This is a genomic window from Plantibacter sp. 2H11-2, assembly GCF_050031945.1.
Taxonomy (GTDB): Bacteria; Actinomycetota; Actinomycetes; order Actinomycetales; family Microbacteriaceae; genus Plantibacter; species Plantibacter auratus.
Genome location: NZ_JBNBBL010000007.1, coordinates 60,893 through 85,691, shown reverse-complemented (window position 1 = coordinate 85,691; position 24,799 = coordinate 60,893). Strand labels below are relative to the sequence as shown.

Sequence of the window (24,799 nt, the reverse complement as noted above, 5' to 3'; positions counted from 1 at the left end):
CGGGCGGAAATCGGATGACAGCACGACGAAAGCGCCCGACACCATACCGAAAGTCCAGCTGTTCCGGTGTGGTGTCGGGCGTTCAACGGCGCTCCGCGGGCGTCGGTCAGCTCCGCGTCGTGGGGATCCAGACGCGCATCGTCGACGGACCGCGCTCCGCCCAGGAGTGGTACGGGGCGATGCTCGCGGTGAACGGATCGGCGTCACCCGGGGCGTCGAACCCGTCCGCGTACGGCCAGGCGGCGTCCACGACCGGGCGGGTCCGGAGCACGACCGTCAGGCGCCCGTCGGACGCCTCCTCGATGTCCGCGTGCTCGTCGATCTCGACGCGGGCGAGCGACTCGTCGCCACCCGGCAGGTCGACCGACTCGACGCAGTAGACCTCGGGTCCGCGCTCGATCGCGACGGTGCCACGGATCGCGTCCACGCGCGGGTCGGGGTGCGTCACCCGAGGCCGGATGCTGAAGGACAGCTCGACGACGTCGCCGGCGGAGAACGCGCGGGTGACGTCCGCGTACCCGGTCGGGACCTCATGCTCGTCGCGGGAGCCCGAGGCCGTCTGCACCACGAGCCGGGCGTCGTCCGCCCAGGACGGGACGCGCAGCGACACCGTGAGTGCCTGGGTGGGAGCCTCGACGATCCGAAGCGAGACCACCCCGGTGCGCGGGTACTCCGTCACCAGCTCGGCCCGGAACCGGCCGCCGTGCTCACCGCCGACGACGGTGTCGATCGTGGCGGAGGCGAATTGGTGGATCTGCACGCCGTGGTCGTCGGTCGTCGCGATGAAGGCCGCGAGGCTCGCGAGCGTGCGGGCGACGTTCGGCGGGCAGCAGGAGACGTCGAACCAGGGCGCGCGCTCCGACGACGACGCCCGGGGCGACACCTCGTCGTCCGGGCTCGACTCCCCGGGCGTCCGCTGGTGCAGCGTGTTGGCGTAGAAGAACGCGGTGCCGGCGGCTGACGGCGACGTCGCCACGACGTTGTACAGCACTCGCTCGATGTGGTCCGCGTACCGGACGTCGCGGTCCTCGAGGAGGAGCCGCCAGCTGAACATGATGGAGGCGATGCCGGCGCAGGTCTCGGAGTACGCGCGATCGGACGGCAACTCGAAGTCCTCACCGAAGGCCTCGTCCTGGTGGTGCGACCCCTGGCCACCGGTCAGGTAGGTGCGCCGGGCGATCGTGCGGTCCCACTGGCCGCGGAGCGCGTCGAGCAGCCCGGTGTCCCCGTGTTCGACCGCGATGTCGGTCGCACCGGCGGCGAGGTAGTTCGCCCGGACAGCGTGTCCCCGCAGCGCCTCGGCGTCGCGGATCGGGAGGTCGTCCTGGAAATAGGCGCGCCCCCACTCGATGTCCTGGAGGACCCCGTGGCCACGACGTTCCACGAACAGCGACGCGAGGTCGAGGTACCGCGACTCCCCCGTCACGCGGGAGAGCTCGGCCAGACCGACCTCGACCTCGGCGTGCCCGCACACGGACTGGATGCCGTCTGCGCCGAACACCTCGCAGATGAGGTCGGCGGCACGCGTCGCGATGCCGAGCAGGCCGTCGTCGGCACCGGGACTCGTGCGCGCTCGCGCCACCGCCGCCTGGAACAGGTGACCGAGGCAGTAGAGCTCGTGGCCCCACTCGAGGTCCGACCAGCGCGCGCCCTGGCCGGGCCGGCCGAAGCGGGTGTTGAGGTACCCGTCGGACTCCTGTGCGGCGGCGACGCGGTCCACGACGCTGCGGAACCGGGATTCGAGCGCGTCGTCACCGCCCCGTCGCCCGATCTCCCAGGCCACGGCCTCGAGGTACTTGTAGACCTCGGAGTCGGCGAACTCGCGACCCCGGCGACCCTCCGGCAGGGTGCCGGCGGCGGCCAGGTCGAAGTTGCGGATCCAGCCCTCCCGCTCCAGCCAGTGCTCGACGTGCGCGAGGGTCGCGGTGCCGTTCACGCGCTGGCGGTCCGCCCAGAACCCCTCGGTGATGCCGACCTCGTCGAGCCCGAGCGGGGTGAGCGCACCGGTGGTGGGGACGACCGGGGCCATGCTGGTCCCCGTGCCCGTTGCTGTGGTCCTGATGGTGGTGCTCATGGTTACCCCTTGAATGCGCCGGACATGAAGCCGCGCACGTAGTGACGTTGGAGGATGAGGAAGAGGAGGATGCACGGCAACGCGAGGACGACGACGCCGGCCTCGGTCGCGCCGTAGTCCACGACGCCCTGGACCTGGCCGCGCAGGTTGGAGACGGCGAGCGGCAGGGTCATCTTCGCGGAGTCGTTGATGAGGATCAGCGGCGCCATGAAGTCGTTCCAGGCGGCGAGGAACGCGAACAGTCCCACGGTGATGAGGCCGGGCTTGACCGCCGGGACGAGCACCTTCCAGAGCACGGTCCAGGAGTTGCAGCCGTCGACCATCGCCGCCTCGTCGAGCTCCTTCGGGATCGACTCGAAGGCGATCCGCATCATGAAGGTCGAGAACGGCAGCTGGAACATGGTGAGCACGAGCGCCACCCCGACGAGCGAGTTGGAGAGACCGACCAGGTTGAGGAGCACGTAGAGCGGGATGAGCAGCGTGGCGTACGGGACCATGAGGATCGCGATGGTCGCGAGGAACAGGGCGTTCTTGCCGCGGAACTGGAACCTGGCGAAGGCGTAGCCGCCGAACAGCGAGATGACGAGCGTCAGGACCACGGTGAGCAGCGAGACGAACGCCGAGTTGCCGATGTACTGCAGGATGCCGTCCTGGTAGCCGGCGAGGGTGATGTAGTTGCCGAGCCCCCAGCCCTCGGTCTGGTTCGTGCCGGCCAGCGGGGAGACCGATCGTACGGCCGTCCACACGAGCGGGTAGAGGAAGATCACGGCGAGTGCGCCGGAGAAGAGCCAGAACGGCATCTTGATCGCGATGCCGAAGAAGTTGGTGGACTTCTCGGGTCCGCCGGAGCCGCGTCGGGGCCCGCCGCGGCGAGCACGGACGTCGGGCATCGTCGAGGTGACGGTGGCCGGTTCCTTTCGGGTGATGGTCATGCTCAGTCCTCGACCTTCTTGCTGAACGCGCGGATCTGCACGATGTTGATGACGATGAGCGCGGCGAGCACGATGACCGACAGCGCACCGGCGACGCCGAGGTTGTTGGGGCCCTGGAACGCCACGTTGTAGATGAGCTGGACGACGGTGATGGTGCTGTTGTCGGGACCGCCCTTGGTGAGGATGTAGAACTGCTCGAACGCGAGGAGCGAGCCGGTGACGCACATCACCGTGGTGAGGGCGAGGGTCGGCTTCAGCAGCGGGACGGTGATGTCGCGGAAGGTCTGCCAACGCGACGCGCCGTCGATGCGGGCGGCCTCGTAGACCTCCTCCGGGATGCCCTGCAGCCCGACGAGCATGAGCAGCATGTAGAAGCCGGCGAAACGCCAGACGATGAGGAAGACCGTCGACCAGAGCGCCGCGTCCGGGGTCCCGAGGAAGGTGAAGCCCATCGCCTTGGTGAGGTCCGCGAACGGGCCGGCGATCGGCGAGTACAGCACGTAGAACAGGAGCGACGCCGAGGCGAGGCCGAGCGCGCTCGGGATGAGGAAGGCGGTGCGGAGGAAGCCCTTCCATCGGCTGGACTCCTGGACGAGGAGCGCGAGGCCGAGCCCCAGGCCGATGAGGAGGACCGTCGCGATGACGGTGTACTTCAGCGTGAAGACGACCGAGTCGAGGAAGAAGCGGTTGTCGATCGCCTTCGGGAAGTTCTCGGGGAAGTTCACACCCTGGTTGCCGCCGAGGAGCGGCCAGTCGGACCCCGCCATCTGGAAGACGAGCCCGAGCGGGACGAGGAAGAGGAGGATGACGAAGACGGCGGTCGGGAGCGCGAACAGCCAGCCGGTACGGGCCTGCGCGGCGCGGCGCTTCCTGGCACCGACCGAGTCCGTCGGGCCTCGTCTGGCGAGGGTGGTACTCATGGGTGGGACCTTTCGAACGGGTGGGTGCCGATGCGCCGTCGCGATGGGGGGATCACGGCGGCGCACCGGCGGTCGGACTACTGCGAGAGCACGTCCGTGATGGCGTCGTTGTCGGCGTCGACGGAGTCGGTGCCCTCGAGTACCGCGTTGCGCACGAGCGTCAGCCAGGGGCTGGTCGGCGAGTTGAAGGCCTCCTGGAAGTTCAACGAGTACGGGGTGTCACCCTTCGATGCGACCTCGTTGATCGTGACCAGGCGCGGGTCCTTGCTCGAGTACTCGTTCTCCGCGAGGTCGGAGCGGGAGACCACGTCGTTGTCCTTTGCGAGAACACCGACCTGGGCGTCCTCGGACATCAGCCAGCTGAGGAAGTTCCACGACTGCGCGGCCTTCTTGCTGTCCTTGGAGACACCGATGCCGTCGCCACCGACGAAGGTCGAGTCGCCGCCCTTCGGCCCCGGGATGCCGGACACGCCGACGTCGAACGGGGTCGAGGAGAGGAGCGTCGCCGGGTAGGGCATGACGCCGACCTTGCCCTCGGTGAAGCCGGCGGTCCAGGTGGGTCCGGCCTCGTCCTTCGAGGAGGGGAGCACGGCGCCCGACTTCCACAGATCGGCCCACGTGCTGTAGACCTCCTTCGCGCCGTCCTCGGCGAGGAGCGACTCGGTGCCGTCCTCGTTCATGACCTGCTCACCGTCGGCCCACACACTGGGGAACCAGGTGAAGACGAGGCAGCCGCCGCAGTTGAGGCCCGTGGCGGTGCCGTAGGTGTCCGGCTTGTTGAGCGCCTGCACGGCTTTGGCGTCCTCGGCGAACTCGGCGAGGGTCGTCGGACCCTGCTCGGGGTCGAGGCCCGCCTCCTTGTAGAGTTCCTTGTTCCAGAAGAGCATCGACAGGTCGAGCACGAACGGGAGGACGTGCTCCTTGTCGTCGGACGTGCCGGCGGCCAGGTGGCCCTTGTTGATCTCGTCCTTGAAGTCGAGTCCGTCGATGTTGGCGGTGAGATCCTGGAAGAGGCCCTGCTCGACCCAGTTCGGGACGTAGACGATGTCGGCGGCGAACAGGTCGGGGAGGCTGTCCGAACCGGCGGCCGCACCCACCTTCGCGACGTAGTCGTCGTTCGGGACGACGGTGAGCTTGACCTGGTTCTCGTGCGAGGCGTTGTAGGCCTCGACGAGCAGCTTGGCCTGCTTCTCCAGGGGCGCGCGGGTCCAGAGCGTGAGCTCCGAGCCGTCGTCGACGCCCTCGGGTCCGGCGCTGGCGAGCGGGGCGCTCCCACCGCCGCTGGACGAACAGGCGGCGAGGCCGAGGAGCAGGGCGCTGGCCGCCAACACCCCTCCGACCCGCTGCTTGCGTGTGATGTGCGTGCTGCGCATGTGTGACTCCTCTGACTCTTCGTTGAGCGGACCGGTCGGGCCCGGCGGTGCTTCGGGAGAGGTTTCGAAACTGTCGAAAGCCCTTTCGGTAAAGCTAGCCTGGGATCAGATTAGCGTCAAGAGGAATATCCGGTAACGTTTCCGAAAGATGAAGAGGGGGCGTTTCATGCCAGACAACGATGTTTCGGCGACGACCGGGATCGCTGCCGGTCGGGCGGCGACCCTCGGTGACGTCGCGCGCATCGCGGGCGTCTCGATCGCCACGGCGTCGAAGGCGATCAACGGGCGGAGCGAGGTCGCGCCGAAGACCCGACAGCGCGTGCTCGATGCCGCGAAGTCCGTCTCGTTCACCCCGAACGAACTCGCCCGGAGCCTCATCAACGGCCGGACGGGCACCGTCGGCCTCCTCACGAGCGACCTCGAAGGCCGGTTCGTGATCCCCATCCTCATGGGCGCCGAGGACGCGTTCGGCGCAGGCCAGGTGAACGTGTTCCTCTGCGACGCCCGCGGCGACGCGATCCGCGAGCAGCACCACCTCAACGCGCTGCTCACCCGGCGCGTCGACGGCATCATCGTCGTGGGTCGCAGCACCGACCCACGGCCCTCGCTCGGCCACAAGCTGCCCGTCCCCGTCGTCTACGCGTACGCACCGTCCGACGATCCGACGGACGTGTCCATCACCCCCGACAACCGCGACGGCGGGCGCCTCGCCGTCGAGCACCTGATCGCCTGCGGGCGCTCCCGCATCGCGATGATCACGGGTGAGCCGCAGTACGCGGCTGCCAGGGACCGCGTGACGGGCGTGCAGAACGCCCTCGCGGCGGCGGGACTGGAGCTCGTCGGCTCGCCGATGTTCTCGGAGTGGACCGAGCACTGGGGCCGCGACGCCGCAGCGATGCTCCTCGCCCAGCACCCCGAGATCGACGGGATCGTCGCCGGTTCCGACCAGATCGCCCGCGGCGTGCTCGATACCGTCCGCGACCTCGGGCGCGACGTCCCGAGCGACGTCGCGGTCGTCAGCTTCGACAATTGGGAGATCCTGGCCACCAACTCGCGCCCGGAGCTGTCGTCGATCGACGCCAACCTGCAACAGCTCGGCCGGCTCGCCGCCACCCGCATCTTCGAGGCGATCGAGGGCACGGAGGTCGCGCAGGGGGTCGAATACCTGCCGGGCCGCCTCGTCCTCCGCGGTTCCACGATCCCGAGGCGCTGAAGTCCGGTCGGACGCCGATACTCGCCGCGCGGGTAATGCGACAGCCGTCGGACATCGCTACGGTCGAGCCATGGACAGCTCAACCGTCATCATGATCGTGGTCCTCGCCGCCGTCGCGGTCATCGTCTTCACGATCACCGTGCAGGCCAGACGACGTAGCGGCGGGTCGAAGCATCGCGGTGGTACGACCTCGGACTCCGGCATGCCGTTCATCGTCGATGGCGACGGTCACCATGGAGGCGGCCACCACGGCGGAAGCGACTCCGGCGGTTGGGACGGTGGCGGTGGCGGCGACTCCGGCGGCGGCGGAGACGGGGGCGGTGGGGGCGGCGGCGACTGACCGGTCCGCCCGGGCCGCGTGAGCCGTCAGCGACGTCGCTGCTGCTTCGGGCGACGCTTCGGTTTCGGACGCGGCTTCCGCTTCGGTGGCGGGACCACCGCGCCAGAGCCGACCGAGTCGCCTTCTCTACCCCTCAAGCGCCTGCGCGAGACGTCGATTCCCCCGGCCGGCCCGCCGATCCACATCGGGACATCGCCCTGCCAGCCGGCGACGAAGAACAACACCCCACCGACGACCAGTCCGCCCGCCCCGCTTGCCTGCCAGATCGCCTCGTCATAGATCACGGGCCCCACAGCCTGACCGTCGAAGAGCAGATGGAACCCATTGTTCACGACGACGACGAGTAGCGTCAGCCAGCCCACACCGAACACCGTGCCGGCCACCCACCCCCATGAGGCGATCGCCAACCCGCCCAAGACGGCGGCCGCAGCGACGGGTACGCCGAACGCCACGAACAGGACGATCGCGACCCAGGACTCGGCACTGTCGCCGCCGATTGCGGCCAACACGACCGCGACGACGACGAGCAGCACGACGGAGGCGATGAGCGCGCCAGTCCACGTCGTGATGCGCCGTCGACTCATGCGGTAGGGGTTGGTAGTGGGATCGCGGTGCTCCTGCGGGCCCGACTGCTGCTTCGACATGCCTTCATCCTCGACCATCGGACGCCGCTCCATCGATCGACCTCATGGCGCGGCATCGCGATAGCCTCGCTGCATGGGGGAATCGCGAGGCACACGAGCGCGCCCGGGCGCGACCCACGCCCGAGGCTGGCTGACCCTGTCCTGGTGCGCATCAGTCTTGGCCGCGGCGCTCCTGGGGGCAGGCGTCGTGAGCATCTCGACCTACGCTTCGTTCCTCGACTTCCCGCAGGACGATCCCGGCTGGATCAACCACCACGACTGGCTCGCCTCCACCGGCACGGCTGCACTGATCATCGGCGCCGCGCTCGCGGTCTGCAGCGCGGTGGCATTCATCCTGTGGCAGGTCGGGCTCCCGGAGCAGCCGACGCGGAGCCGGGATCGGCCCTAGCGCCCCGCGAGGTCGCCGAGTCGGGCGCGCATCGCGCGAAGCACGTCGACGAGGAGCCCGTCGTCCGGTCCGGCGAGCCACTGCTCGAGGGAGGCGTCGAAGAGTGCCGAACCGATGGACGCTGCGAGCGCCGCGTCGGCTGACGCGACACCACTCTCCATGAGGGCATCGCGCATCGCGTCGGTGAGGACCGCCGACTTCAACCGTTCCCGCTCGCGCAGCTGCGGTTCCGACCGGACGACGGCGCGGCGGGCGGCGATGTCGTCCCGCCAGCGCTGCAGCTCACCGGCGGCCACGGTCTCGAGGCCCGACATCACCAGGGCGAGCGGGTCGAGCCCTGCTGGCGCCGCGGCGACCAGCCGTCCCACCACCGTCGGGAGCTCGCGCTCGCGGAGGAAGAGCACGTCGCGCTTGTCGGCGAAATGGCGGAAGAACGTGCGGGTGGTGAGCCCGGCGGCCTCGGCGATCTCCGGGACCGTCGTCGCCGCGAAGCCCCGGTCGGCGAACAGCGCCATCGCAGCGCCCTCGAGTCGGAGAGCGGCGTCGGGTGCCCAGCGTGCCATGCGATCAGGATAGTCGATGACACGTCGTGTCGTCAGGTGTACAGTGATGACACACCGTGTCATCATCGCCACGCCAATCCGCAACACCCTTGGAGACCTCATGCCGACGAACACCGCAGCCTGGCTGCCAGCACCCCGAGCGGACTTCGTCGTCGGTCCGGCCGCGATGCACGAACCCGGCCCTGGCGAACTCCTCCTCCGGAACCGAGCGGTCGCGGTGAACCCGCTCGACGACGTCAAGCAACAGACCGGGAACCTCATGTACCGGTGGCTTCCCTCGCCCGCCGTGCTCGGTGAGGACGTCGCAGGCGAGGTCGTGGCCGTCGGGCCGGACGTCCGTCGCTTCGCAGTCGGCGACCGCGTCGTGGCGTACGCGGTCGGCATGGAGCGCGGTCGGCGCCATGACGCCGAGGGCGGGTTCCAGCAGTTCACCGTCGTGCGGGCGGACCTCGCTGCCCCGATCCCGGACGGTCTGCGAGACGAGGACGCCGTCGTCCTGCCGCTCGGGATCTCCACGGCCGCGACCGCTCTCTTCCAACGCGACCACCTCGCGCTCCCCCACCCCTCGGAGCACCCCACCGCCACCGGGACGACCGTCGTCGTCTGGGGCGGCGCCACGAGCGTAGGGAGCAACGCCATCCAGCTCGCGGTCGCCTCCGGCCACCGGGTCGCGACCACCGCCTCGCCGCACAACCACGACCGGATGCGCGAGCTCGGTGCCGACATCGTGCTCGACTACCGCAGCCCGACCGTCGTGGCGGATCTCGTCAGCGCCCTCCGTGGTCCCTCGGTCGTCGGCGTGCTCGCCGTCGGGACCGGCTCCGCAGAACCAGCCGTCGCCGTCGCCGCCGCCACCGGGGCACGCCGCGTCGCACTCGCGAGCCCGTCAGTGTCGTTCGGGTCGCTGCCGCGTCGGGCCGGCCCGAGTCTGACGTTCGTCCGCACCATGACCCGGCTCGTGGCGGCCAACGTCGCGCTGCAGGTCCGTGCCCGTCGGGCGGGGATCTCCGCGCGGTACGTGTGGGGCAGCTCGCTGATGACCAACGAGGTCGGGCCGATGCTGTGGGAGGACTACCTGCCGGGCGCGCTCGCCGGCGGACGATACGTCTGCGCGCCAGCCCCCGAGGTGGTCGGCGACGGCCTCGAAGCGATCCAGCCGGCCCTCGACCGACTCCACGGCGGCGTCTCGGCCCGCAAGCTCGTCGTGCGGTTGTGAGGCGCGGGACCGTGGCGAGACCGCGTCTCACACCTCCCAGACCGAGCGGTAGCTCCGCTCGGCGAGGAGCGCCGACAGCTCAGCGTGCACGCTCATCGTCTTGGCGAGCCGCTCGGCGCGGTCCGCCTTCAGCACCTCGGGACGCTCCCAGTCCCGCTCCGACAGGTAGGCCGTGTACGGGTTGATGACGCACTTGAAGTCCAGCATGAGCGACTGCCCGAGCGTGGCGGTCGCCATGTAGCTGTGCGGCAGGCCGGCAGCGCAGACGAAGGTCACGACCTTGTCGAACCAGGCGGCGACCCTGCCGTCCTCACCGGTCGCGCCGGTCGCCTCGATGAGCGACTTCACCGACGCGGCCGGCGCCCAGTTGTAGATCGGGAAGGCGAGGACGACGCCGTCCGCAGCAGTGATCGACGCATGCAGGCGACGGAACGCAGGGCTCTCGAAGACCCGGTCGTTGTCGAACGGCGGCAGCTCCATCTCGGCCAGATCGATGACGGACGAGTCGTGACCTTGCTCGCGCAGCAGCCCGCTGCTCGCTGAAGCGAGGGTCCGGCTCCGACTCGCCGGATCGAGGCTGCAGGAGATCACGGGCAGGTTCAAGGCGGCCATCCCTCTACGCTAACCCGCCTACCCACGCTCCGAGCGCGGCGGGTGTGCGAGGGTGGAGCATGCTCTCCCCGCAGTCCCTCAGTGAAGCCGACCGCCGTCTCGTCGCCTCGTGGGCCGCCGATTGCGCCGAGCGGGTGCTGCCGCTGTTCGAAGCGGAGGCCCCGGACGACGATCGTCCACGTGACGCGATCGCCCGCGCGCGGGCATACGCGAGTGGCGAGCTCGACACCGCCGGTGAGATCCGCCGCCGCTTCGTCGCCAACCGGGCCTCGCAGGTGGTGTCCTCACCCGCAGCCAAAGCCGCCGCGTGGTCGGCCGGGCAAGCAGCAGGTGTCGCGCACATGGGCGCCCACGCGCTCGGCGCCGCCGCCTACGCGGCGAAGGCCGCCGAGCTGCATCAGGCCGGAGCCGGCACGGCCGAGATCGCCTGGCAGCTCGAGCACCTGAGCGAACCGGCCCACACGGCACTGCGCCTCCTGCCGGCACTCGGCACCGATCCGTCAGGGCCGCTCGGTTCCGGACTGCTGGCCTCGGGGGTGCTCGGCGACAACATCCGTGCCATCCAGAACGGCTTACTCCGACGCCCCTGCCGCCCGGACGTCACGACGCTCGAGCTGGTCGGAGGCCCCGAGCCGGTCCGGGTCGAGCTGCACGACGCCGACCCGGAGTGGCCCGAACGGTACCGGGAGCACCGGCAGCGGATCATCGACGCCCTCGGAACGAGCGCGGGCGGGTCCAGTGCCGTCGCGATCGAGCACATCGGCTCGACCTCGGTGCCCGGACTCGCGGCGAAGCCGATCGTCGACATCGTGGTCGCCGTGGAGGACATCACGGCGGAGGAGGACTACCTCGACCCCCTGCTGGCCGCCGGCTACGTGCTGCGCGTCCGTGAACCCCGCCACCGGATGGTCCGGACGCCGGAGCGCGACGTCCACGTGCACCTCTACGAACAGGGCGCGCCGGAGATCGACGAGTACCTCCTCCTCCGTGACCACCTGCGTTCCGACGCCGACGACCGCGCGCTGTACGAGCGCACCAAGCGGGAGCTGCTCGGGAGGTCCTGGGACGACATGAACGACTACGCCGACGCGAAGACCGAGGTCATCCTCGCGATCACGGCGCGGGCGCGGGCAGCGCTGAACCGCTGAGTCGCCCGGATCTGCACGGATTCGGCTCGGTTTCGGACGATTCCGGGCGACTCAAGGACGGGCGCTCGCACGCACCGGCGGGATGACGACACCGGTGAGGACCGCCGCCGTCTTGACGCCGACGCAGAGGCTGATGAAGACCGTCAGCGCCGCCGTGACAGCTGAGCCCTCGAGCGTCGCGAGGGAGACCAGGCCCACGGTGCCCGGCACGAGCATGAGCAGGGCCGGCTGGAACGTGACATTGGACGGCACCGCCGCCGAATACCGCTCGACGATGCGAGCGACGACGAACACGAGCCCGGCGGTGAGCCCCGTCGCGACCGCGTTCCCCACGAGCGGGGCGAACAGGACGATGCCCGCGTAGGTCAGCGCCATCACGCAGATGGTCAGCAGCGTCAGGGAGCGGCCCGAGCCGAACGCGATCCCGATCCCGGCCGCGAGCATCACGACGCCGATCCACGTGAACCACAGCGGCGGGACCGACTCCCACCCGACGAGGTCCGAACTCCCGCGGCCCACCTGACCGACGAGCGCCGTCGAGTCGGGGTCGATCGACAGGCCGGTGAGCAGCGCCCCGGCAGAGATCCCGGCCGCCATGAAGGCGAGCACGATGAGCCCGTACATCAGGCGTGCCGAGCCCGTCACGATGTCCGTCGCCGTCAATTCCAGCAGGGCGTTGGTGATGAGCGCGCCGGGCACGAGGATCGCGATCGGCGCGCAGACGGCGAACAGCGGCACGGGACCGAGATCCATCGCCGATGCGAGCGTCCCGACGAGCGTCGTCGAGACGAACGCCGTCACGAACGGGGCGATCGCGACCGCTCCCCGCCACCGCGCCAGCAGGGTGATGACGAGGCCGACGAAAGCACCGACGAGCATGGATGCGACGATCGCCCACCATGGGCAGCGGAACAGCAGCGCGAGCCCACCCGCGAGCAGCAGGTTCCCGACCACCCAGTGCATCGACGCGTGCGGGCGCGGCGTCTCCCGGATCGACTGGATGCGGGCCGGCAGGTCACCGACCGGCCAGTGTCCGAGCTCGAGTTCGCGCATGAGCCGGTTCGCCCGCGCCGCGCCGCGGAACGACAGCTCGCCGTGCGTGTTGCCGGCCGCGAGCACCGCGCCGGTGCGCACGTCGTTCACGATGATGAGCTGCGGCAGCACCGAGAAGGCGAGGCCTTCGTCGCCCGATGCGATCGTGGCGCGCTCCAGGGAGTCGCGGACGTCGGTGACGGAGGTGCCGGCGTCGAGGAGTAGGCAGCCGAGCGCGCTGTAGGCGTGCGCAGCGGTCCTGCGGTGCTCCTCGGTCGCGGTGTCGTCACTCATCCCGCCAACGGTACGCGAGATTCCGGGGGCGCCTGCGGCCGCCGCGGGCCTCAGCGGCGGTTGCGGAGCCCGACGGCTCCGGCCACACCGAAGTACAGGCCGGCGAGGATCGGGACGATGACGATCCACCAGAAATGGAAGCCGTACTCGCCGTGGGCGTTCGCGACGGCGACCGGGATGAGCGTCACCCCGAGCACGACAGCCACGATGCCGATGCCGAGCGCGAGTCGGGGTCTTCCCGGAGTGAACGAGGCCATGGGGACACGCTAACCCCGCGGAGCCCGCGGGCCTCGGGGGATATCCCCTGCGCTCACGCGGCGCAAGCGCTTGTCCGGCCGCCGACACGCTGGCATCGTCGCTGTCACGTCGCGCGCGCGGCGTGGAGCGCCGAGGAGGCAGCATGGCAGACGTACGAGTGGGCGACCGCGTGTCGTGGGGCACCTCGCAGGGGCGGACGCAGGGGAAGGTCGTCGAGCGGAAGACCGCGGACTTCCACTTCGACGGCCAGCACTTCACGGCGTCGACGGACGAGCCCGCGTTCATCGTGGAGTCGGAGAAGACCGGCGCGAAGGCCGCACACAAGGGCTCGGCGCTGCGCGTCCTGAAGTCCTGACGCTCTCCCCCTGGCGGCCCGATGCACAGCCACCCGGACGTCCACGACGGACCCCGGCTAGGCGTAGCGTTGGCGCATGACCGTCGTGATCGCCTTCCTGGCCAACGTCATCGTCGCCATCGCCAAGTCCATCGTCGCCGCGCTCACCGGGTCGGCGTCGATGCTGGCCGAGGCCGCGCACTCGTGGGCCGACGCGGGGAACGAGATCTTCCTCCTGATCGCCGACAAACGGGCCGACAAGCAACGAGACGCCGCACATCCGCTCGGCTACGGCCGTGATGCGTACATCTTCTCGCTGTTCGCCGCCTTCGGGATCTTCACCGTCGGTGCGGTCGTCTCGATCCAGCACGGCATCCAGAGCCTCACCGCACCGGAGGCGATGGAGGACTACGCCCTCAGCTACCTCGTGCTCGGCGTCGCCTTCCTCCTGGAGGGCTTCTCCTTCACCCAGTCGATCCTCGAGGGCCGGCGCACGGCGAAGAAGTACGGCCGCGGCTTCTTCGACTACATCGTGAACGGCTCCAACACGACGCTCCGCTCGGTGTTCTTCGAGGACTCCGCAGCACTGCTCGGCCTCATCATCGCGGGAACCGGCATCGGCCTCCACCAGGTGACCGGCGACCCGGTCTGGGACGCGATCGGGTCGATCGCGATCGGCGTCCTGCTCGGCGGGGTCGCGCTGCTGCTCATCAACCGCAACCGGCGCTATCTCCTCGGGGCCTCGCCGAGCCCCGCCTACCGTGCGCAGACCATCACCGCGCTCCTGTCGCACCCGGAGATCGAGCGGGTCACGGCGCTGTACCTCGAGTTCAGCGGGCCGGAACGTCTCTTCCTCGTCGCGTCGGTCGACCTCGTCGGCGACGACCGCGAGAACGACGTCGCGCGTCAGCTGCGCCGACTCGAGGGCGACCTCGAGCAGGACGACCTCATCGGCAAGGCCGTGCTCACGCTCTCGGTGAGCGACGAGCCGTCGATCACCGTCTGAACCTTGAGTTGCCCAAAACTGCTCGAGAATATTGGATTTCCGTGCAGTGTCGGGCGACTCAGTGCCGGCTCACGCCATGCAGGGAGCCCACTCCTGGTTGGAGAGTTCCCGCTGCTCGTTCTCGGTCTGCAGGAGCCAACCGGTCTTCGTCGCGCCTCGGTACTGTCCGCTCACGAGGTCGGCGCACCAGGAGCGACCGTCGAAGGCCCACCGGACGAAACTCGCCTCGCTCCCCTTGCGCAGGAGCGGGCGTTCGCGTTCTACCTGACTCATGTGTTCCATCTCGACCGTGGCTGACATATCTTCCAACCGTATCGAGGAACGTCGTCGGTGAACAGACTGCTTGCGTTTCGCGGCCGGTTGCCCGAAAATGCCCGATCGCGCCCGGAAGCGGCGTCCTTCGACATCCTCGGAGATCGGGTGCGGCGGTCGTTCAGCCCACGAACACGCGGAGGGCCTCGTCGCTGAGCACCCGGTCGGCGAACACGAGGCGCACGGCATCGGGATCCGGGTTGCCCGCGTCGGGGCCACGCCAGACGACCTCCAACCCCGCGCGTTCGGCAGCCCGTCGTGAACCATCGTTGTGCTCCAGGAGGAACGCCACCACGGGCAGGTCCGGTGCCGACGCCGATGCCGCGGCTCGCGCGGCCGCGATGAGCTCCTGCGCGTATCCGCGCCCCCAGGCCGCGGGCGCCAGGCGGTAGTAGAGGTTCCAGGCGACCCCGCCACGCAGGCTCGGGCCGCCGATGCCGACCAATGCACCCGTCGCGGTGTCACGCGCCACCCACACGTCGAGACCGTTCGCCTCCCAGCCGGCCTGGTACCGCTCGATCAGGTCACGGGTCTCGGCGAGCGCCGTGTGTCGGGCGGACGGCAGGTGCGTCCAGACCGCGGGGTCGGCATGGAGCTCGTGGAGCTCCGGCAGATCCCGATCGGTGGGGCGGGTGAGCGTCAGTCGTTCCGTCAGGGTCGGCGGAGTGGCGTCGGTCATGCCCTCCATTCTGCTCTGGTCGGCGGCTGGCCCCACTCGATACCCTGTGCCCATGGCTGCGAAGAACGAACCGATCTCGGCACGCGCGTGCGCGATCCTCAGCATCGCCATCGCCGCGTTCTCGATCTTCATCGTCGCGTCGACGGCGAGAGACGGCGGGTCATGGACGTTCTCGGTGCTCGCCTGCTTCGTGCCGCTGCTGTTCGCGGCCCAGGGCATCAGGATGAGTCGCCAACCCGGCGCTCCCTGGCCCACCTTCAGCCTCATCGGGTCGATCGTCGGCGCAGCACTCGGACTCGTGTCCTTCGGTGCCTTCGCCTGGTTGCTCGTGCGGTCCTGAGCGCAGCGACGGAGCGTGGTGTCGCCGCGTAGAGTCGTCCCCAGCACCGACGGAGGAGGGCCATGCGACTGCACGTCGAGGAACGCGGGCACGGCCCGGTCCGGATCGCCCTCATCCACGGATTCCTGGCCGACGGAGCCGCCTGGACCGATGTCGTCGCAGCGGCCGACCCGGAGCGGTACACGTTCCTGCTCGTCGACCTCCGCGGTCACGGCTCCAGCCCACGCGCCGATCGGCCCCGGGGCGAGCAGTACGACATCACCTCGCTCGCGGCCGACCTCGTCGAGACGTTGCCGAACGGCCTCGACGCGATCGTCGGCCACTCCCTCGGCGGGCGGCTCCTCATCGACATCGTGGGGCCGCTCCGCCCGGCGCACGCGATCTACCTCGATCCCGGGTTCGGCCTGAAACTGCCGGGCCGAGGCCTCGGCGCACGACTGTTCTGGAGCATCCCAGGGCTGCCTCGGCTCCTGGCCTGGTTCTACGACCGCACGGACCCAGCGACGGGTCCCGCGAACGTCGCGCTCGCCGAGGCCGCCCATGCCGCGTGGGACCGCTCGATGATCGCGGAGGTGCTGCAGGACGTCGCAGCGAACCCGGTGACGCCGTCGGCGCCGATCGTCCCCTCGACGCTGGTGCTGTCGGACGACGCGAAGCTCGTCGTTCCGCGAGCGGACGTCGAGCGGTACGAACGGCTCGGCTGGACCATCACGCGGTTTCCGGGCATCCGCCACGACATGGCGGCACTCGACGGCGCACGCACCTTCGAGGTGATCCAGGCGTCGCTCTGAGCCGGCTCAGAGACCGAAACCAACCAAGCCGCCTTCCTCGGACACTGAGCTTGTCGAAGTGCACACGGAGGACACCCCCTTCGACAGGCTCAGGGACCGGGAGGGAAGGAGCTCAGGGACCAGGTGGGTCACTCAGTGACCTGGTAAGACGGGGTGCCTGTGCAGAGTGCTGATATCGCGCGCGAATTCCTGCATCATGCACATTCTGCTGCGGGCGAGCCGTCAGTAACGTTGCCGCCACCCGCACCGCTCCCTCCCCCACTTCTGGAGACCAGCATGGCTCGCATGGCACACGCAGACGACTTCGCCCTGTCCCGCGTCCGTCCCGACGCACAGAAGCCCTGGTTCGGCATCGCCGTCCAGCGCTTCGGACAGGTGTCGGCCCTGTCCCAGTTCCTCCTCGGCGCCACCCTCGGCTACAGCATGACCTTCGGCGAGGCGTTCCTCGCTCTGCTCCTCGGCTCGATCATCCTCGAGGTGATCATGTGCATCGTCGGCATCATCGGCCAGAAGGAGGGCCTCAACACCGCCCTCCTCGCCCGCTGGACCGGCTTCGGCGAGATCGGCGCGTCACTCGTCGGACTCGCGATCGGCATCAGCCTCATCGGTTGGTTCGGCATCCAGAGCGCCATCTCCGCCGAGTCGCTCGACGCCCTCCTCCCCGGCTTCATGCCGGTGTGGGCCTGGAGCCTCATCTTCGGTCTCGCCGTCACCGCCATCGTCGCCTACGGGTTCAAGGGCATGCAGTGGCTCGCGAACATCACCGTCCCGCTGTTCCTCATCCTCGTCGGCTGGTCGATCATCAGCGAACTCACCCAGCACGACTTCATGGAACTCGTCACCGGCCCGGCACCCGGCCCCACCATGAGCGTCTGGGCCGGCACGGGCATCGTCGCGGGCGGTCTCATCGTCGGCGCCATCATCACCGCCGACATGACCCGCTTCAACCGGTCCCGCGCCGATGTCATCAAGCAGACCGTCGTCGGCGTCTCGCTCGGTGAGTTCGTCATCGGCCTCTCCGGGGTCCTGCTCGCCCACGCCGCAGCGTCGGGCAACGTCGTCGCGATCGTCACGTCGTCGGTCGGGCTCATCGGCCTCATCATCGTCATCACCGGGACGCTCAAGATCAACGACTGGAACCTGTACTCGTCGACGCTCGGGCTGGTCAACTTCATCTCGACCGCGTTCGGCAAGAACCTCAACCGCGTGACCACCACCATCGTGCTCGGTGTGGTCGGTTCCATCCTCGCGGCGGTCGGCATCCTCGGGCAGTTCTCCGGCTTCCTCATCATCCTCGGCGTCGCCTTCCCGCCCATCGCCGGCATCATGGTCGCCGAGTACTTCATCGTGAAGCGCTGGCGCGGCGAGCTCGACGAGACCCGCGCCTCGGGCCGCCTGCCCACGACCGCGCCGCGCATCGTTCCGGCGACCATCATCATCTGGGCTGTGTCCGCGATCACCGGGTACTTCGTCACCTGGGGCCTCCCAGCCGTCCTGTCGCTCATCCTCTCGATGGTGCTGTACATCGCGGCGGGCAAGCTCGGCCTGGTCCGCGGTGTCGGCGTCGCCCACACCTCGCAGATCGCCGCACCCGAGCAGGCGGACGCCACCTCCCCCGCCACGAACTGACCCGGCGCCCGGCGCACCGTTCCACCGCACACCGCTCCACCGCACCAACAGAAAGCGAACCCCTCATATGCACATCGGTATCGATGTCGGCGGCACCAACACCGACGCCGTGCTCATGGACGGCACCACCACCCTGGCGGCCGTGAAGCACGCGACCACCCCGGACGTGACCGACGGGATCGTCCAGGCGATCGGCGAACTGCGCAGCGGCCACCACTTCGACGGCGAGCAGATCACCGCGGTGATGATCGGGACGACCCACTTCATCAACGCCCTCGTGCAGGCCAAGCGGCTCGCACCCACCGCGGCACTGCGCCTCGGGCTCCCGGCGACCCGCGCACTGCCACCGCTCGTCGACTGGCCGGCGGAGCTCGTCGAGGCGATCAGCGCGCGCAGCTACCTCGCGCACGGCGGCTACGAGTTCGACGGACGCCCCATCTCGCCGATCGACCCCGACGAGCTGCGGGCACACGCCGAGGACATGCGCGCGAACGGCATCCGCTCGGTCGCGATCTCCTCCGTCTTCAGCCCCGTCAACCACGACCTCGAGGTCGAGGCGGCGCGGATCGTCGGCGAGGTCCTCGGCCCGGACGTCGCCATCTCGCTCTCGCACGAGATCGGGCGCATCGGCCTTCTGGAGCGCGAGAACGCGACGATCATCAACGCAGCCCTGCGCGAGCTCGCCTCGGAGATCGTCGACGGGCTCACTGCCGCCGTCCGGAAGCAGGGCATCGAGGCGCCCATCTTCCTCAGCCAGAACGACGGCACCCTCATGGACGAGGACTACGTGCGCCTCTACCCCGTCGCGACGTTCGCCTCCGGCCCCACCAACTCGATGCGAGGGGCGGCACTCACGAGCGGACTCGCGACCTGCGCGGTCGTCGACATCGGCGGCACCACGGCGGACATCGGGCTGCTCATCAACGGCTTCCCCCGCGAGACCGCGAACGAGGTCAAGGTCGCCGGCATCCGCACCAACTTCCGCATGCCCGACGTCCTGTCCATCGGGATCGGCGGCGGCAGCATCGTCAACGAGGAGACCGCCGAGGTCGGCCCGGCATCCGTCGGGTACAAGCTCATGACCGAGGCCCTCGTCTTCGGCGGCAGCACCCTCACGGCGACGGACATCGCCGTGGCCGCCGGTCGCGCGTCGATCGGTGACGCCTCGAAGGTCGCCCACCTCGACCCGGTCTTCGTGGAGCGCGTCCTCGAGCGGATCGGCGAACGCATCGCCGAGGCCGTCGACCGCATGCGCACCTCTCCAGAGCCGATCCCCGTGGTGGCGGTCGGCGGCGGGTCGATCCTGCTCTCCGACGAACTCCCCATCTTCGGCGCCGTCCACCGGCCCGACAACTACGCCGTGGCGAACGCCATCGGTGCTTCCATCGCGCAGGTCGGGGGCGAGATCGACAAGGTCTACGCCATCGAACCCGGCCGGCGTGAGGAGGCGATCGCCGAGGTCCGTGCCGAGGCGATCGACAAGGCGATCGCGGCCGGCGCCTCCCCCGCGTCGGTCGCGATCGTCGATTTCGACGAGGTCCCGATCCCCTATCTCCCCGGGAACGCCACGCGCATCCGGGTGAAGGCCGTCGGCGACCTCGACATGGGAGGCCTCCGATGAGCTGGACCATCTCGGCCGAGCTCATCCCCGGCCTCGCCCGCGGTGCGGCCGTCCTGGGGACCGGCGGTGGCGGTGACCCGTACATCGGCGCGCTCCTCGCCGCGCAGGCGCTCCGCGAGCACGGCGACGTCACCGTCGTCACGCTCGACGAGGTCCCCGACGATGCGCTCGTCCTCACCGTCGCGATGATGGGCGCCCCGACCGTCATGGTCGAGAAGCTGCCGAGCCTCACCGAGGTCGTCGCACCGGTCCACGCCCTCAGTGCCTCCCTCGGTCGCCCGGTCACGCACATCGCGTGCGCCGAGGTCGGCGGTGTGAACTCGACCATCCCGATCGCCGCAGCCGCAGCGCTCGGACTCCCCCTCATCGACGCCGACGGGATGGGGCGGGCCTTCCCCGAGCTGCAGATGGTGCTCCCGACCCTGTACGGCATCGACGCCTCCCCGCTCGCGTTCAGCGATGAGAAGGGCAACACGGGCGTCCTCACGACCGTCGACAACAGCTGGACCGAACGCATCGCCCGCGTGGCCTGTGTCGAGATGGGCTGCTCGGTCATGATCTCCGGCTTCCCGATGTCCGGCGCGCAGGCCCGCGAGGCGCTCGTCGCCGACTCGCTGTCGCTGTGCCGCGAGATCGGCGACGGCATCGAGGCGGCCCGAGCCGAGAAGGCCGACCCCGTGGAGCGGACCGTGCAGCTGCTCGGCGGTCGCGAACTGTTCTCCGGCAAGGTCGTCGACGTCGAGCGCGCGACCACCACCGGGTTCGCCCGCGGTCGCGCCCGGATCGACGGCGTCGACGCGAGCCTCGAGCTGTCGTTCCAGAACGAGCACCTCATGGCCGCGCTCGACGGCGTCACCCTCGTGACCACGCCCGACCTCATCATGGTGCTCGAGCACGACTCCGGCGAGCCCATCACCACCGAGGGGCTCCGCTACGGACAGCGTGTCCGCGTGATCTCGGCACCGAGCGACGACCGCTGGCACAGTCCTGAGGCGCTGGCGATGGTCGGGCCGGGGTACTTCGGGTACGAGGTGCCCTCGCACCGCTTCGACGGCACGGCCGAGACGCCTGCGCCGGAGGTCGCCGCATGAGCTGGACGCTGACCGCGGACGACCTGCCCGACCTCGCCCGAGGCGCAACGCTCCTCGGGACCGGCGGCGGCGGCGACCCGTACATCGGCATGATGCTCGTGAAGCAGGTGCTCGGCGACCGCTCGATCACGATCCTCGACCCCGACGACCTCGACGACGACCTCTTCGTCATCCCCACCGCGCAGATGGGCGCTCCGACGGTCATGGTCGAGAAGATCCCGGCCGGGTTCGAACCGACGCTCGCCCTGCGGACGCTCGAGGAGCACCTCGGGCGCACCGCCGACGCGACCATGCCGATCGAGTGCGGTGGAATCAACTCGATGATCCCGCTCATCGTGGCCGCCGAGACCGGGCTGCCGGTCGTCGACGCCGACGGCATGGGCCGGGCCTTCCCGGAGCTCTCCATGGAGACCTTCGCGGTCTACGGCGTGCACGGTTCGCCGCTCGCCATCGCCGGGGAACGCGGCGAGCGCGTGATCATCGACACCGGCGACGACGACCGACAGATGGAGTGGTTGGCGCGCGGCATCGCGATCCGCCTCGGCGGCGTCGCGCACATCGCCGAGTACGCGATGAGCGGGGCGGACGTGCGTCGCACCGCGGTGCCGCGGACGATCTCGATGGCGCTGGCCCTCGGCCGGGCGATCCGGGTCGCGCGCGAGGAGCACCGTTCGCCGTTCGCCGCCATCGCCGACACGCTGTCCACGACGCTCTACTCCCACGTGCGGGAGCTGTTCGTCGGGAAGGTGGCCGACGTGGAGCGTCGCACCACCGAGGGCTTCGCCAAGGGCACGGCCGTCATCTGGTCGGCCGACCCGTCGAGCTCCGAACGCCTCGAGATCTCGTTCCAGAACGAGAACCTCATCGCCCGGTGGAACGGAGAGGTCGTCGCGATCGTGCCGGACCTCATCTGCATCGTCGACCACGAGACCGCCGAGCCGATCACCACGGAGGGCCTCCGCTACGGCCAACGCGTGCGGGTCCTCGGGATCTCGACGCCGGCACTCATGCGCACGCCGGACGCACTGCGCGCCTTCGGGCCGACCGCGTTCGGGCTGACGGAGCCGTTCGTCCCGGTCGAGGGCGAGGCAGCGGCTGCGGAAGCCGCGGATGCGTTCGCAGCTGGTCAGGCGGTCCGAGCCTAGGCTGAGGGCATGCCGACCCTCCTCGAGCGCGATCGCCTCCCCGCCCTGGCGACGGGGTTCGCGATCCTGGGCTCGGGAGGTGGCGGCGCGACGACGATGCTCGAGCTGGCGCTCCGCGACGAGCGCGCCTGGCCGTTCGACCTCCACAGCGTCGACGACCTCGACCCGGAGACCCCGTGTCTCGCCGTCGGCTTCGTCGGTTCCACGATGCTGCTCAGTGAGCGCCTGCCCGGCACGGACCCGTTCGGGCGGCTGATCGGGGCCGCGGAACGCTGGCTCGGACACCGCATCCCGGCCATCTGTTCGTTGGAGGGTGGCGGGGTCAACGGGCTCACCCCCTTCGCATTCGCCGCGGGGAGGACCATCGTCGACGCTGATCTGACCGGGCGTGCCGTCCCCTCGCTCGACCAGATGTCGATCCTCGTGGACGAGGTCCCGGGCATCGTCGTCACCTGCGACACCGGTGCCGGCGGGGTCGCGCTCGTCGAGACCGAGCGTGCTCTCGACATCGAACGCGTCGTCCGCGCGGCGATCGTGCAGGCCGGCGGCAGCGGCGGCATGGTGTTCGCTGGCTTCACCGTCGGCGACCTCCGCGCGCACGCCATCGTCGGGAACGCCGCCCGGGCACTCGAGCTGGGCGGCGCGTTCCTCGCACGGATCGACGGCCCGTTGACCGCCCTGGCCGAGTCGCTGGGTGGACGGCTCCTCGCGGAGGGACGGGTCAACAGCATCGAGCCGGACTCCCGGGACCCGCACGTGCTCACCTTCGGGATCGACGGGAGCAGTGGCGCGCTGCACCGTCTCGTCGCCCGCTCCGAGACGCTCGCGTTCATGACCGACGGACGACTCGAAGCCGCCGCGCCGGACCTCATCGTCGTGGTCGACGCGGTCTCCCGGGACATCCTCGAGGTCACGGCGATCTCGATGGCGAGACACGTCGCCGTCATCCGGGTCGACGGTCCGGACTGGTGGTCCGGCTCCCCGGAGCGACTCCGCCATGTGCTCCCGTCCGCCTACGGCCTGGACGAGCTCGACGAAGTCCGGACCGACGAGGTCCCGGCATGAGCGATCGCCTGCAGTTGGGCGCGCTCCTCGCGCACCCCGACAACGGTGGCGTGCGGCTCGTCGCCGGCCCGGCCGACGCCAACTGGGCCGGCGTGGTGGTCGAGACGAACGAGGCGGCTCTCCCCGAGGAGGGGGCCGGCCGACTCGCCGTGGTGACCGGAGCCCCACCCACGAGGCCATGGCAGCAGGACGCACTCGTCCGCCGCACCCGGGATCGCGGCTTCCTCGCCCTGGCGATCCCGGAGGCCGACGGCTTCGGCGCGGGGACGCGCGCGCTCGCCGACCGACTCGGCTTCTCGCTCCTGCACGTCGACCGACCGATGCTGCTCGCGAAGGCGTGCTGGCAGCTCGTCGAGGCCCGCGACTCCCTGACCCTCGGGTACGTCCGCAAGGTCGCGCAGTCCATCGAGTACCACGCCGAGGGACTGGCCGACCTGCTCCGCCACCTCTCGACGAGCATCGGCCACGGGATCGCCCTCATCGACAGCGAGGGCGTCCTGCTCGAGGCCGGCGGGCGGTTGCCGTCGGAGGTGCACGCGGCGATCGACTTCGGCCCCTGGGTCGACCTGACGAAGGCCGGGCAGGGCGCTGCGGCATCGGTCCGGGTCGACAGCCCGAGCCGGGAGGGCCTCCGGGTCGCGTTCTTCGGGGACGGACTCGACGACCGACAACTGAGTGCGCTCGCGGTCGCCGCCGAGGTCGCCATGCCCGCCGTCGCGGCGCGGATCCTCATCGACGAGGTCGCCGAGGTCAGTGACGCATCCGTGTCGTCCGGCGTCCTGCGGGACTTCGTGGACCTCCGAGGCCGCCCCGATCCCGACGTCGAACGCCGCATGCTCGAGCGGGGCTGGCGGACGACCGGCTACCACCTCGCGTTCCGCATCGTCGGCCGGAGCCGGGTGGACGCCCTGCAACTCCTCCGCTTCGTGACCGGCGCACTCGGGCGGATCGCCGTGGACTCCCACGCGACGACGAGCGGACGCGGGGTGAGCGGTTGGCTGACCTTCGCCGAGCCACCGGAGCCACCGCAGGTCGAGCGGTACATCGCCGCCCTCCGCGACCTGCACGTCGAGGCGCGACGCTCGTTCAACGTCGCGACGGCCGTCGGATCGCTGGCGAGCGGATCGGCGGGTCTCACCTCCTCACTCGGGGAGGCGTCCGACGCGGTGCGCATCGCCGCGAACCGGTCCACGACGGGCTGGTTCGTGCGGGTGGACGGCCTCGGCCTGGAACAGCTGCTGCTCGCCTGGACCGGCAACGACACCTTCGTCCCGGCTGCGCGGTCGCTCCTCGCACCGTTGCAGACCGGCAACGGTGAACTGCTGACGACACTGTCCGCCTACCTCGACCACGAGTCCGCGGTCGCACCGACGGCCGCCGCGCTCGGGTTGCACCGCAACACCGTCGCGACGCGGATCACCCGCGCGCAGGAGCTCCTCGGCGTCGACATGGCGGACCCGGAGGTGCGCCTCGCGCTCCACCTCGCCTGCCGCGCCGTGCGGTGAGGAAGCACTGAGGCACCCTGGTCACTGAGCTTGTCGAAGTGCGCCCTTCGACAAGCTCAGGGACCGAAAACCGTTCGAGACACCTTCCCCGGTCACTGAGCCTGTCGAAGTGCACACGGACAACCCCGCCCTTCGACAAGCTCAGGGACCGGAAGAGGAACTCAGGGACCAGAAGAGGAACTCAGGGACCAGAAGGGGACCTCAGGGACCACAACTGCGAGACACCCTCCCCGGTCACTGAGCCTGTCGAAGTGCACACGGACAACCCCGCCCT

The 24,799-nt window shown here is 70.0% G+C and carries 26 protein-coding genes; 15 read left to right on the top strand and 11 right to left on the bottom strand.

Features of this window, described 5'->3' with window-relative positions:
- Positions 1 to 106 precede the first annotated feature (106 nt).
- From ACQG07_RS14400 to ACQG07_RS14385, 4 genes are all read right to left on the bottom strand, one after another.
- The gene (locus ACQG07_RS14400; protein ID WP_137242735.1) at positions 107 to 2,074 is read right to left on the bottom strand and encodes a glycoside hydrolase family 127 protein; all 1,968 of its coding nucleotides are present in this window, start codon (positions 2,072 to 2,074) and stop codon (positions 107 to 109) included.
- A 2-nt stretch (positions 2,075 to 2,076) separates the two neighbouring features.
- On the bottom strand, positions 2,077 to 3,006 hold the full coding sequence (locus ACQG07_RS14395; protein ID WP_338000136.1) for a carbohydrate ABC transporter permease: 930 nt from the start codon (positions 3,004 to 3,006) through the stop codon (positions 2,077 to 2,079).
- A gap of 2 nt (positions 3,007 to 3,008) precedes the next feature.
- On the bottom strand, positions 3,009 to 3,926 hold the full coding sequence (locus ACQG07_RS14390; protein ID WP_192004148.1) for a carbohydrate ABC transporter permease: 918 nt from the start codon (positions 3,924 to 3,926) through the stop codon (positions 3,009 to 3,011).
- Positions 3,927 to 4,003: 77 nt separating this feature from the next.
- Positions 4,004 to 5,299 carry an ABC transporter substrate-binding protein gene (locus ACQG07_RS14385; RefSeq protein ID WP_274499015.1) on the bottom strand — a complete coding sequence of 432 codons (1,296 nt, stop codon included), beginning with the start codon at positions 5,297 to 5,299 and terminating at the stop codon, positions 4,004 to 4,006.
- A 166-nt stretch (positions 5,300 to 5,465) separates the two neighbouring features.
- Here ACQG07_RS14385 and ACQG07_RS14380 point away from each other — a divergent pair, with 166 nt between their 5' ends.
- A complete protein-coding gene (locus ACQG07_RS14380) occupies positions 5,466 to 6,512 on the top strand; it encodes a LacI family DNA-binding transcriptional regulator (protein WP_137242738.1) in 1,047 nt (348 codons plus the stop codon).
- 70 nt (positions 6,513 to 6,582) lie between these two features.
- Complete coding sequence (locus tag ACQG07_RS14375) at positions 6,583 to 6,852, top strand: hypothetical protein (protein WP_194643130.1); 270 nt, start codon at positions 6,583 to 6,585, stop codon at positions 6,850 to 6,852.
- Positions 6,853 to 6,878: 26 nt separating this feature from the next.
- Here the strand turns inward: ACQG07_RS14375 and ACQG07_RS14370 are convergent, their stop codons facing one another.
- A complete protein-coding gene (locus ACQG07_RS14370; protein ID WP_426738611.1) occupies positions 6,879 to 7,496 on the bottom strand; it encodes a hypothetical protein in 618 nt (205 codons plus the stop codon).
- 73 nt (positions 7,497 to 7,569) lie between these two features.
- On the opposite strand from ACQG07_RS14370, the gene ACQG07_RS14365 reads away from it, so the two are divergent.
- Positions 7,570 to 7,884: a hypothetical protein gene (locus ACQG07_RS14365; protein WP_426738610.1), complete on the top strand. Its 315-nt coding sequence runs from the start codon at positions 7,570 to 7,572 to the stop codon at positions 7,882 to 7,884.
- Here the strand turns inward: ACQG07_RS14365 and ACQG07_RS14360 are convergent.
- The gene (locus tag ACQG07_RS14360) at positions 7,881 to 8,447 is read right to left on the bottom strand and encodes a helix-turn-helix domain-containing protein (RefSeq protein ID WP_426738609.1); all 567 of its coding nucleotides are present in this window, start codon (positions 8,445 to 8,447) and stop codon (positions 7,881 to 7,883) included. The two genes, ACQG07_RS14365 and ACQG07_RS14360, sit on opposite strands and share 4 nt — an antisense overlap.
- Before the next feature lie 46 nt (positions 8,448 to 8,493).
- Between ACQG07_RS14360 and ACQG07_RS14355 the strand changes: the two genes are divergently transcribed.
- The gene (locus tag ACQG07_RS14355; protein ID WP_426738608.1) at positions 8,494 to 9,663 is read left to right on the top strand and encodes a zinc-binding alcohol dehydrogenase family protein; all 1,170 of its coding nucleotides are present in this window, start codon (positions 8,494 to 8,496) and stop codon (positions 9,661 to 9,663) included.
- A 27-nt stretch (positions 9,664 to 9,690) separates the two neighbouring features.
- Here ACQG07_RS14355 and ACQG07_RS14350 read toward each other — a convergent pair whose 3' ends face one another.
- On the bottom strand, positions 9,691 to 10,275 hold the full coding sequence (locus tag ACQG07_RS14350; RefSeq protein ID WP_426738607.1) for an NADPH-dependent FMN reductase: 585 nt from the start codon (positions 10,273 to 10,275) through the stop codon (positions 9,691 to 9,693).
- A 59-nt stretch (positions 10,276 to 10,334) separates the two neighbouring features.
- Between ACQG07_RS14350 and ACQG07_RS14345 the strand changes: the two genes are divergently transcribed.
- Positions 10,335 to 11,423, top strand: a complete 1,089-nt coding sequence (locus ACQG07_RS14345; protein ID WP_426738606.1) for a GrpB family protein — start codon at positions 10,335 to 10,337, stop codon at positions 11,421 to 11,423.
- Between the two features lie 51 nt (positions 11,424 to 11,474).
- Here the strand turns inward: ACQG07_RS14345 and ACQG07_RS14340 are convergent, their stop codons facing one another.
- Complete coding sequence (locus ACQG07_RS14340) at positions 11,475 to 12,749, bottom strand: threonine/serine ThrE exporter family protein (protein WP_426738605.1); 1,275 nt, start codon at positions 12,747 to 12,749, stop codon at positions 11,475 to 11,477.
- Positions 12,750 to 12,799: 50 nt separating this feature from the next.
- Positions 12,800 to 13,006: a hypothetical protein gene (locus ACQG07_RS14335; protein WP_426738604.1), complete on the bottom strand. Its 207-nt coding sequence runs from the start codon at positions 13,004 to 13,006 to the stop codon at positions 12,800 to 12,802.
- A 143-nt stretch (positions 13,007 to 13,149) separates the two neighbouring features.
- On the opposite strand from ACQG07_RS14335, the gene ACQG07_RS14330 reads away from it, so the two are divergent.
- Positions 13,150 to 13,362, top strand: a complete 213-nt coding sequence (locus tag ACQG07_RS14330) for a DUF2945 domain-containing protein (RefSeq protein ID WP_426738603.1) — start codon at positions 13,150 to 13,152, stop codon at positions 13,360 to 13,362.
- A gap of 76 nt (positions 13,363 to 13,438) precedes the next feature.
- Positions 13,439 to 14,347: a cation diffusion facilitator family transporter gene (locus tag ACQG07_RS14325; protein WP_426738602.1), complete on the top strand. Its 909-nt coding sequence runs from the start codon at positions 13,439 to 13,441 to the stop codon at positions 14,345 to 14,347.
- A gap of 69 nt (positions 14,348 to 14,416) precedes the next feature.
- Here ACQG07_RS14325 and ACQG07_RS14320 read toward each other — a convergent pair whose 3' ends face one another.
- Together ACQG07_RS14320 and ACQG07_RS14315 are read right to left on the bottom strand one after the other, a co-directional pair.
- Positions 14,417 to 14,620 (bottom strand): hypothetical protein, encoded by a 204-nt coding sequence (locus ACQG07_RS14320; protein WP_124768057.1) that lies wholly within the window; start codon positions 14,618 to 14,620, stop codon positions 14,417 to 14,419.
- A 160-nt stretch (positions 14,621 to 14,780) separates the two neighbouring features.
- Complete coding sequence (locus ACQG07_RS14315) at positions 14,781 to 15,338, bottom strand: GNAT family N-acetyltransferase (protein WP_274499006.1); 558 nt, start codon at positions 15,336 to 15,338, stop codon at positions 14,781 to 14,783.
- Between the two features lie 52 nt (positions 15,339 to 15,390).
- Here ACQG07_RS14315 and ACQG07_RS14310 point away from each other — a divergent pair, with 52 nt between their 5' ends.
- From ACQG07_RS14310 to ACQG07_RS14275, 8 genes are all read left to right on the top strand, one after another.
- A complete protein-coding gene (locus tag ACQG07_RS14310) occupies positions 15,391 to 15,678 on the top strand; it encodes a hypothetical protein (protein ID WP_159876848.1) in 288 nt (95 codons plus the stop codon).
- A gap of 62 nt (positions 15,679 to 15,740) precedes the next feature.
- Positions 15,741 to 16,469, top strand: a complete 729-nt coding sequence (locus ACQG07_RS14305; protein WP_426738601.1) for an alpha/beta fold hydrolase — start codon at positions 15,741 to 15,743, stop codon at positions 16,467 to 16,469.
- A gap of 276 nt (positions 16,470 to 16,745) precedes the next feature.
- Positions 16,746 to 18,098 carry a purine-cytosine permease family protein gene (locus tag ACQG07_RS14300; protein WP_426738600.1) on the top strand — a complete coding sequence of 451 codons (1,353 nt, stop codon included), beginning with the start codon at positions 16,746 to 16,748 and terminating at the stop codon, positions 18,096 to 18,098.
- A 67-nt stretch (positions 18,099 to 18,165) separates the two neighbouring features.
- Complete coding sequence (locus ACQG07_RS14295; protein ID WP_426738599.1) at positions 18,166 to 19,719, top strand: hydantoinase/oxoprolinase N-terminal domain-containing protein; 1,554 nt, start codon at positions 18,166 to 18,168, stop codon at positions 19,717 to 19,719.
- Entirely contained in the window at positions 19,716 to 20,810 is a 1,095-nt protein-coding gene (locus tag ACQG07_RS14290) for a DUF917 domain-containing protein (RefSeq protein WP_426738598.1), read from the top strand. Before ACQG07_RS14295 ends, ACQG07_RS14290 begins: the two co-directional genes overlap by 4 nt.
- Positions 20,807 to 21,955, top strand: coding sequence for a DUF917 domain-containing protein (locus tag ACQG07_RS14285; RefSeq protein ID WP_426738597.1), 1,149 nt, complete (start codon positions 20,807 to 20,809; stop codon positions 21,953 to 21,955). Before ACQG07_RS14290 ends, ACQG07_RS14285 begins: the two co-directional genes overlap by 4 nt.
- A 9-nt stretch (positions 21,956 to 21,964) precedes the next feature.
- Positions 21,965 to 23,020 carry a DUF917 domain-containing protein gene (locus ACQG07_RS14280; protein WP_274499003.1) on the top strand — a complete coding sequence of 352 codons (1,056 nt, stop codon included), beginning with the start codon at positions 21,965 to 21,967 and terminating at the stop codon, positions 23,018 to 23,020.
- A complete protein-coding gene (locus tag ACQG07_RS14275) occupies positions 23,017 to 24,525 on the top strand; it encodes a PucR family transcriptional regulator (protein ID WP_159876834.1) in 1,509 nt (502 codons plus the stop codon). The genes ACQG07_RS14280 and ACQG07_RS14275 overlap by 4 nt, the downstream gene beginning before the upstream one ends.
- Positions 24,526 to 24,799 lie beyond the last annotated feature (274 nt).

Bases quoted from the DNA above. Each gene is read 5' to 3' on its own strand.
- ACQG07_RS14355 (WP_426738608.1), top strand. From the start codon at position 8,494: ATGACACACCGTGTCATCATCGCCACGCCAATCCGCAACACCCTTGGA.
- ACQG07_RS14280 (WP_274499003.1), top strand. From the start codon at position 21,965: ATGCCGACCCTCCTCGAGCGCGATCGCCTCCCCGCCCTGGCGACGGGG.
- ACQG07_RS14305 (WP_426738601.1), top strand. From the start codon at position 15,741: ATGCGACTGCACGTCGAGGAACGCGGGCACGGCCCGGTCCGGATCGCC.
- ACQG07_RS14290 (WP_426738598.1), top strand. From the start codon at position 19,716: ATGAGCTGGACCATCTCGGCCGAGCTCATCCCCGGCCTCGCCCGCGGT.
- ACQG07_RS14385 (WP_274499015.1), bottom strand. From the start codon at position 5,299: ATGCGCAGCACGCACATCACACGCAAGCAGCGGGTCGGAGGGGTGTTG.
- ACQG07_RS14325 (WP_426738602.1), top strand. From the start codon at position 13,439: ATGACCGTCGTGATCGCCTTCCTGGCCAACGTCATCGTCGCCATCGCC.
- ACQG07_RS14375 (WP_194643130.1), top strand. From the start codon at position 6,583: ATGGACAGCTCAACCGTCATCATGATCGTGGTCCTCGCCGCCGTCGCG.
- ACQG07_RS14350 (WP_426738607.1), bottom strand. From the start codon at position 10,275: ATGGCCGCCTTGAACCTGCCCGTGATCTCCTGCAGCCTCGATCCGGCG.
- ACQG07_RS14400 (WP_137242735.1), bottom strand. From the start codon at position 2,074: ATGAGCACCACCATCAGGACCACAGCAACGGGCACGGGGACCAGCATG.
- ACQG07_RS14315 (WP_274499006.1), bottom strand. From the start codon at position 15,338: ATGACCGACGCCACTCCGCCGACCCTGACGGAACGACTGACGCTCACC.
- ACQG07_RS14345 (WP_426738606.1), top strand. From the start codon at position 10,335: ATGCTCTCCCCGCAGTCCCTCAGTGAAGCCGACCGCCGTCTCGTCGCC.
- ACQG07_RS14295 (WP_426738599.1), top strand. From the start codon at position 18,166: ATGCACATCGGTATCGATGTCGGCGGCACCAACACCGACGCCGTGCTC.
- ACQG07_RS14300 (WP_426738600.1), top strand. From the start codon at position 16,746: ATGGCTCGCATGGCACACGCAGACGACTTCGCCCTGTCCCGCGTCCGT.
- ACQG07_RS14275 (WP_159876834.1), top strand. From the start codon at position 23,017: ATGAGCGATCGCCTGCAGTTGGGCGCGCTCCTCGCGCACCCCGACAAC.
- ACQG07_RS14390 (WP_192004148.1), bottom strand. From the start codon at position 3,926: ATGAGTACCACCCTCGCCAGACGAGGCCCGACGGACTCGGTCGGTGCC.
- ACQG07_RS14360 (WP_426738609.1), bottom strand. From the start codon at position 8,447: ATGGCACGCTGGGCACCCGACGCCGCTCTCCGACTCGAGGGCGCTGCG.
- ACQG07_RS14395 (WP_338000136.1), bottom strand. From the start codon at position 3,006: ATGACCATCACCCGAAAGGAACCGGCCACCGTCACCTCGACGATGCCC.
- ACQG07_RS14330 (WP_426738603.1), top strand. From the start codon at position 13,150: ATGGCAGACGTACGAGTGGGCGACCGCGTGTCGTGGGGCACCTCGCAG.
- ACQG07_RS14380 (WP_137242738.1), top strand. From the start codon at position 5,466: ATGCCAGACAACGATGTTTCGGCGACGACCGGGATCGCTGCCGGTCGG.
- ACQG07_RS14370 (WP_426738611.1), bottom strand. From the start codon at position 7,496: ATGTCGAAGCAGCAGTCGGGCCCGCAGGAGCACCGCGATCCCACTACC.
- ACQG07_RS14340 (WP_426738605.1), bottom strand. From the start codon at position 12,749: ATGAGTGACGACACCGCGACCGAGGAGCACCGCAGGACCGCTGCGCAC.
- ACQG07_RS14365 (WP_426738610.1), top strand. From the start codon at position 7,570: ATGGGGGAATCGCGAGGCACACGAGCGCGCCCGGGCGCGACCCACGCC.
- ACQG07_RS14320 (WP_124768057.1), bottom strand. From the start codon at position 14,620: ATGAGTCAGGTAGAACGCGAACGCCCGCTCCTGCGCAAGGGGAGCGAG.
- ACQG07_RS14310 (WP_159876848.1), top strand. From the start codon at position 15,391: ATGGCTGCGAAGAACGAACCGATCTCGGCACGCGCGTGCGCGATCCTC.
- ACQG07_RS14285 (WP_426738597.1), top strand. From the start codon at position 20,807: ATGAGCTGGACGCTGACCGCGGACGACCTGCCCGACCTCGCCCGAGGC.
- ACQG07_RS14335 (WP_426738604.1), bottom strand. From the start codon at position 13,006: ATGGCCTCGTTCACTCCGGGAAGACCCCGACTCGCGCTCGGCATCGGC.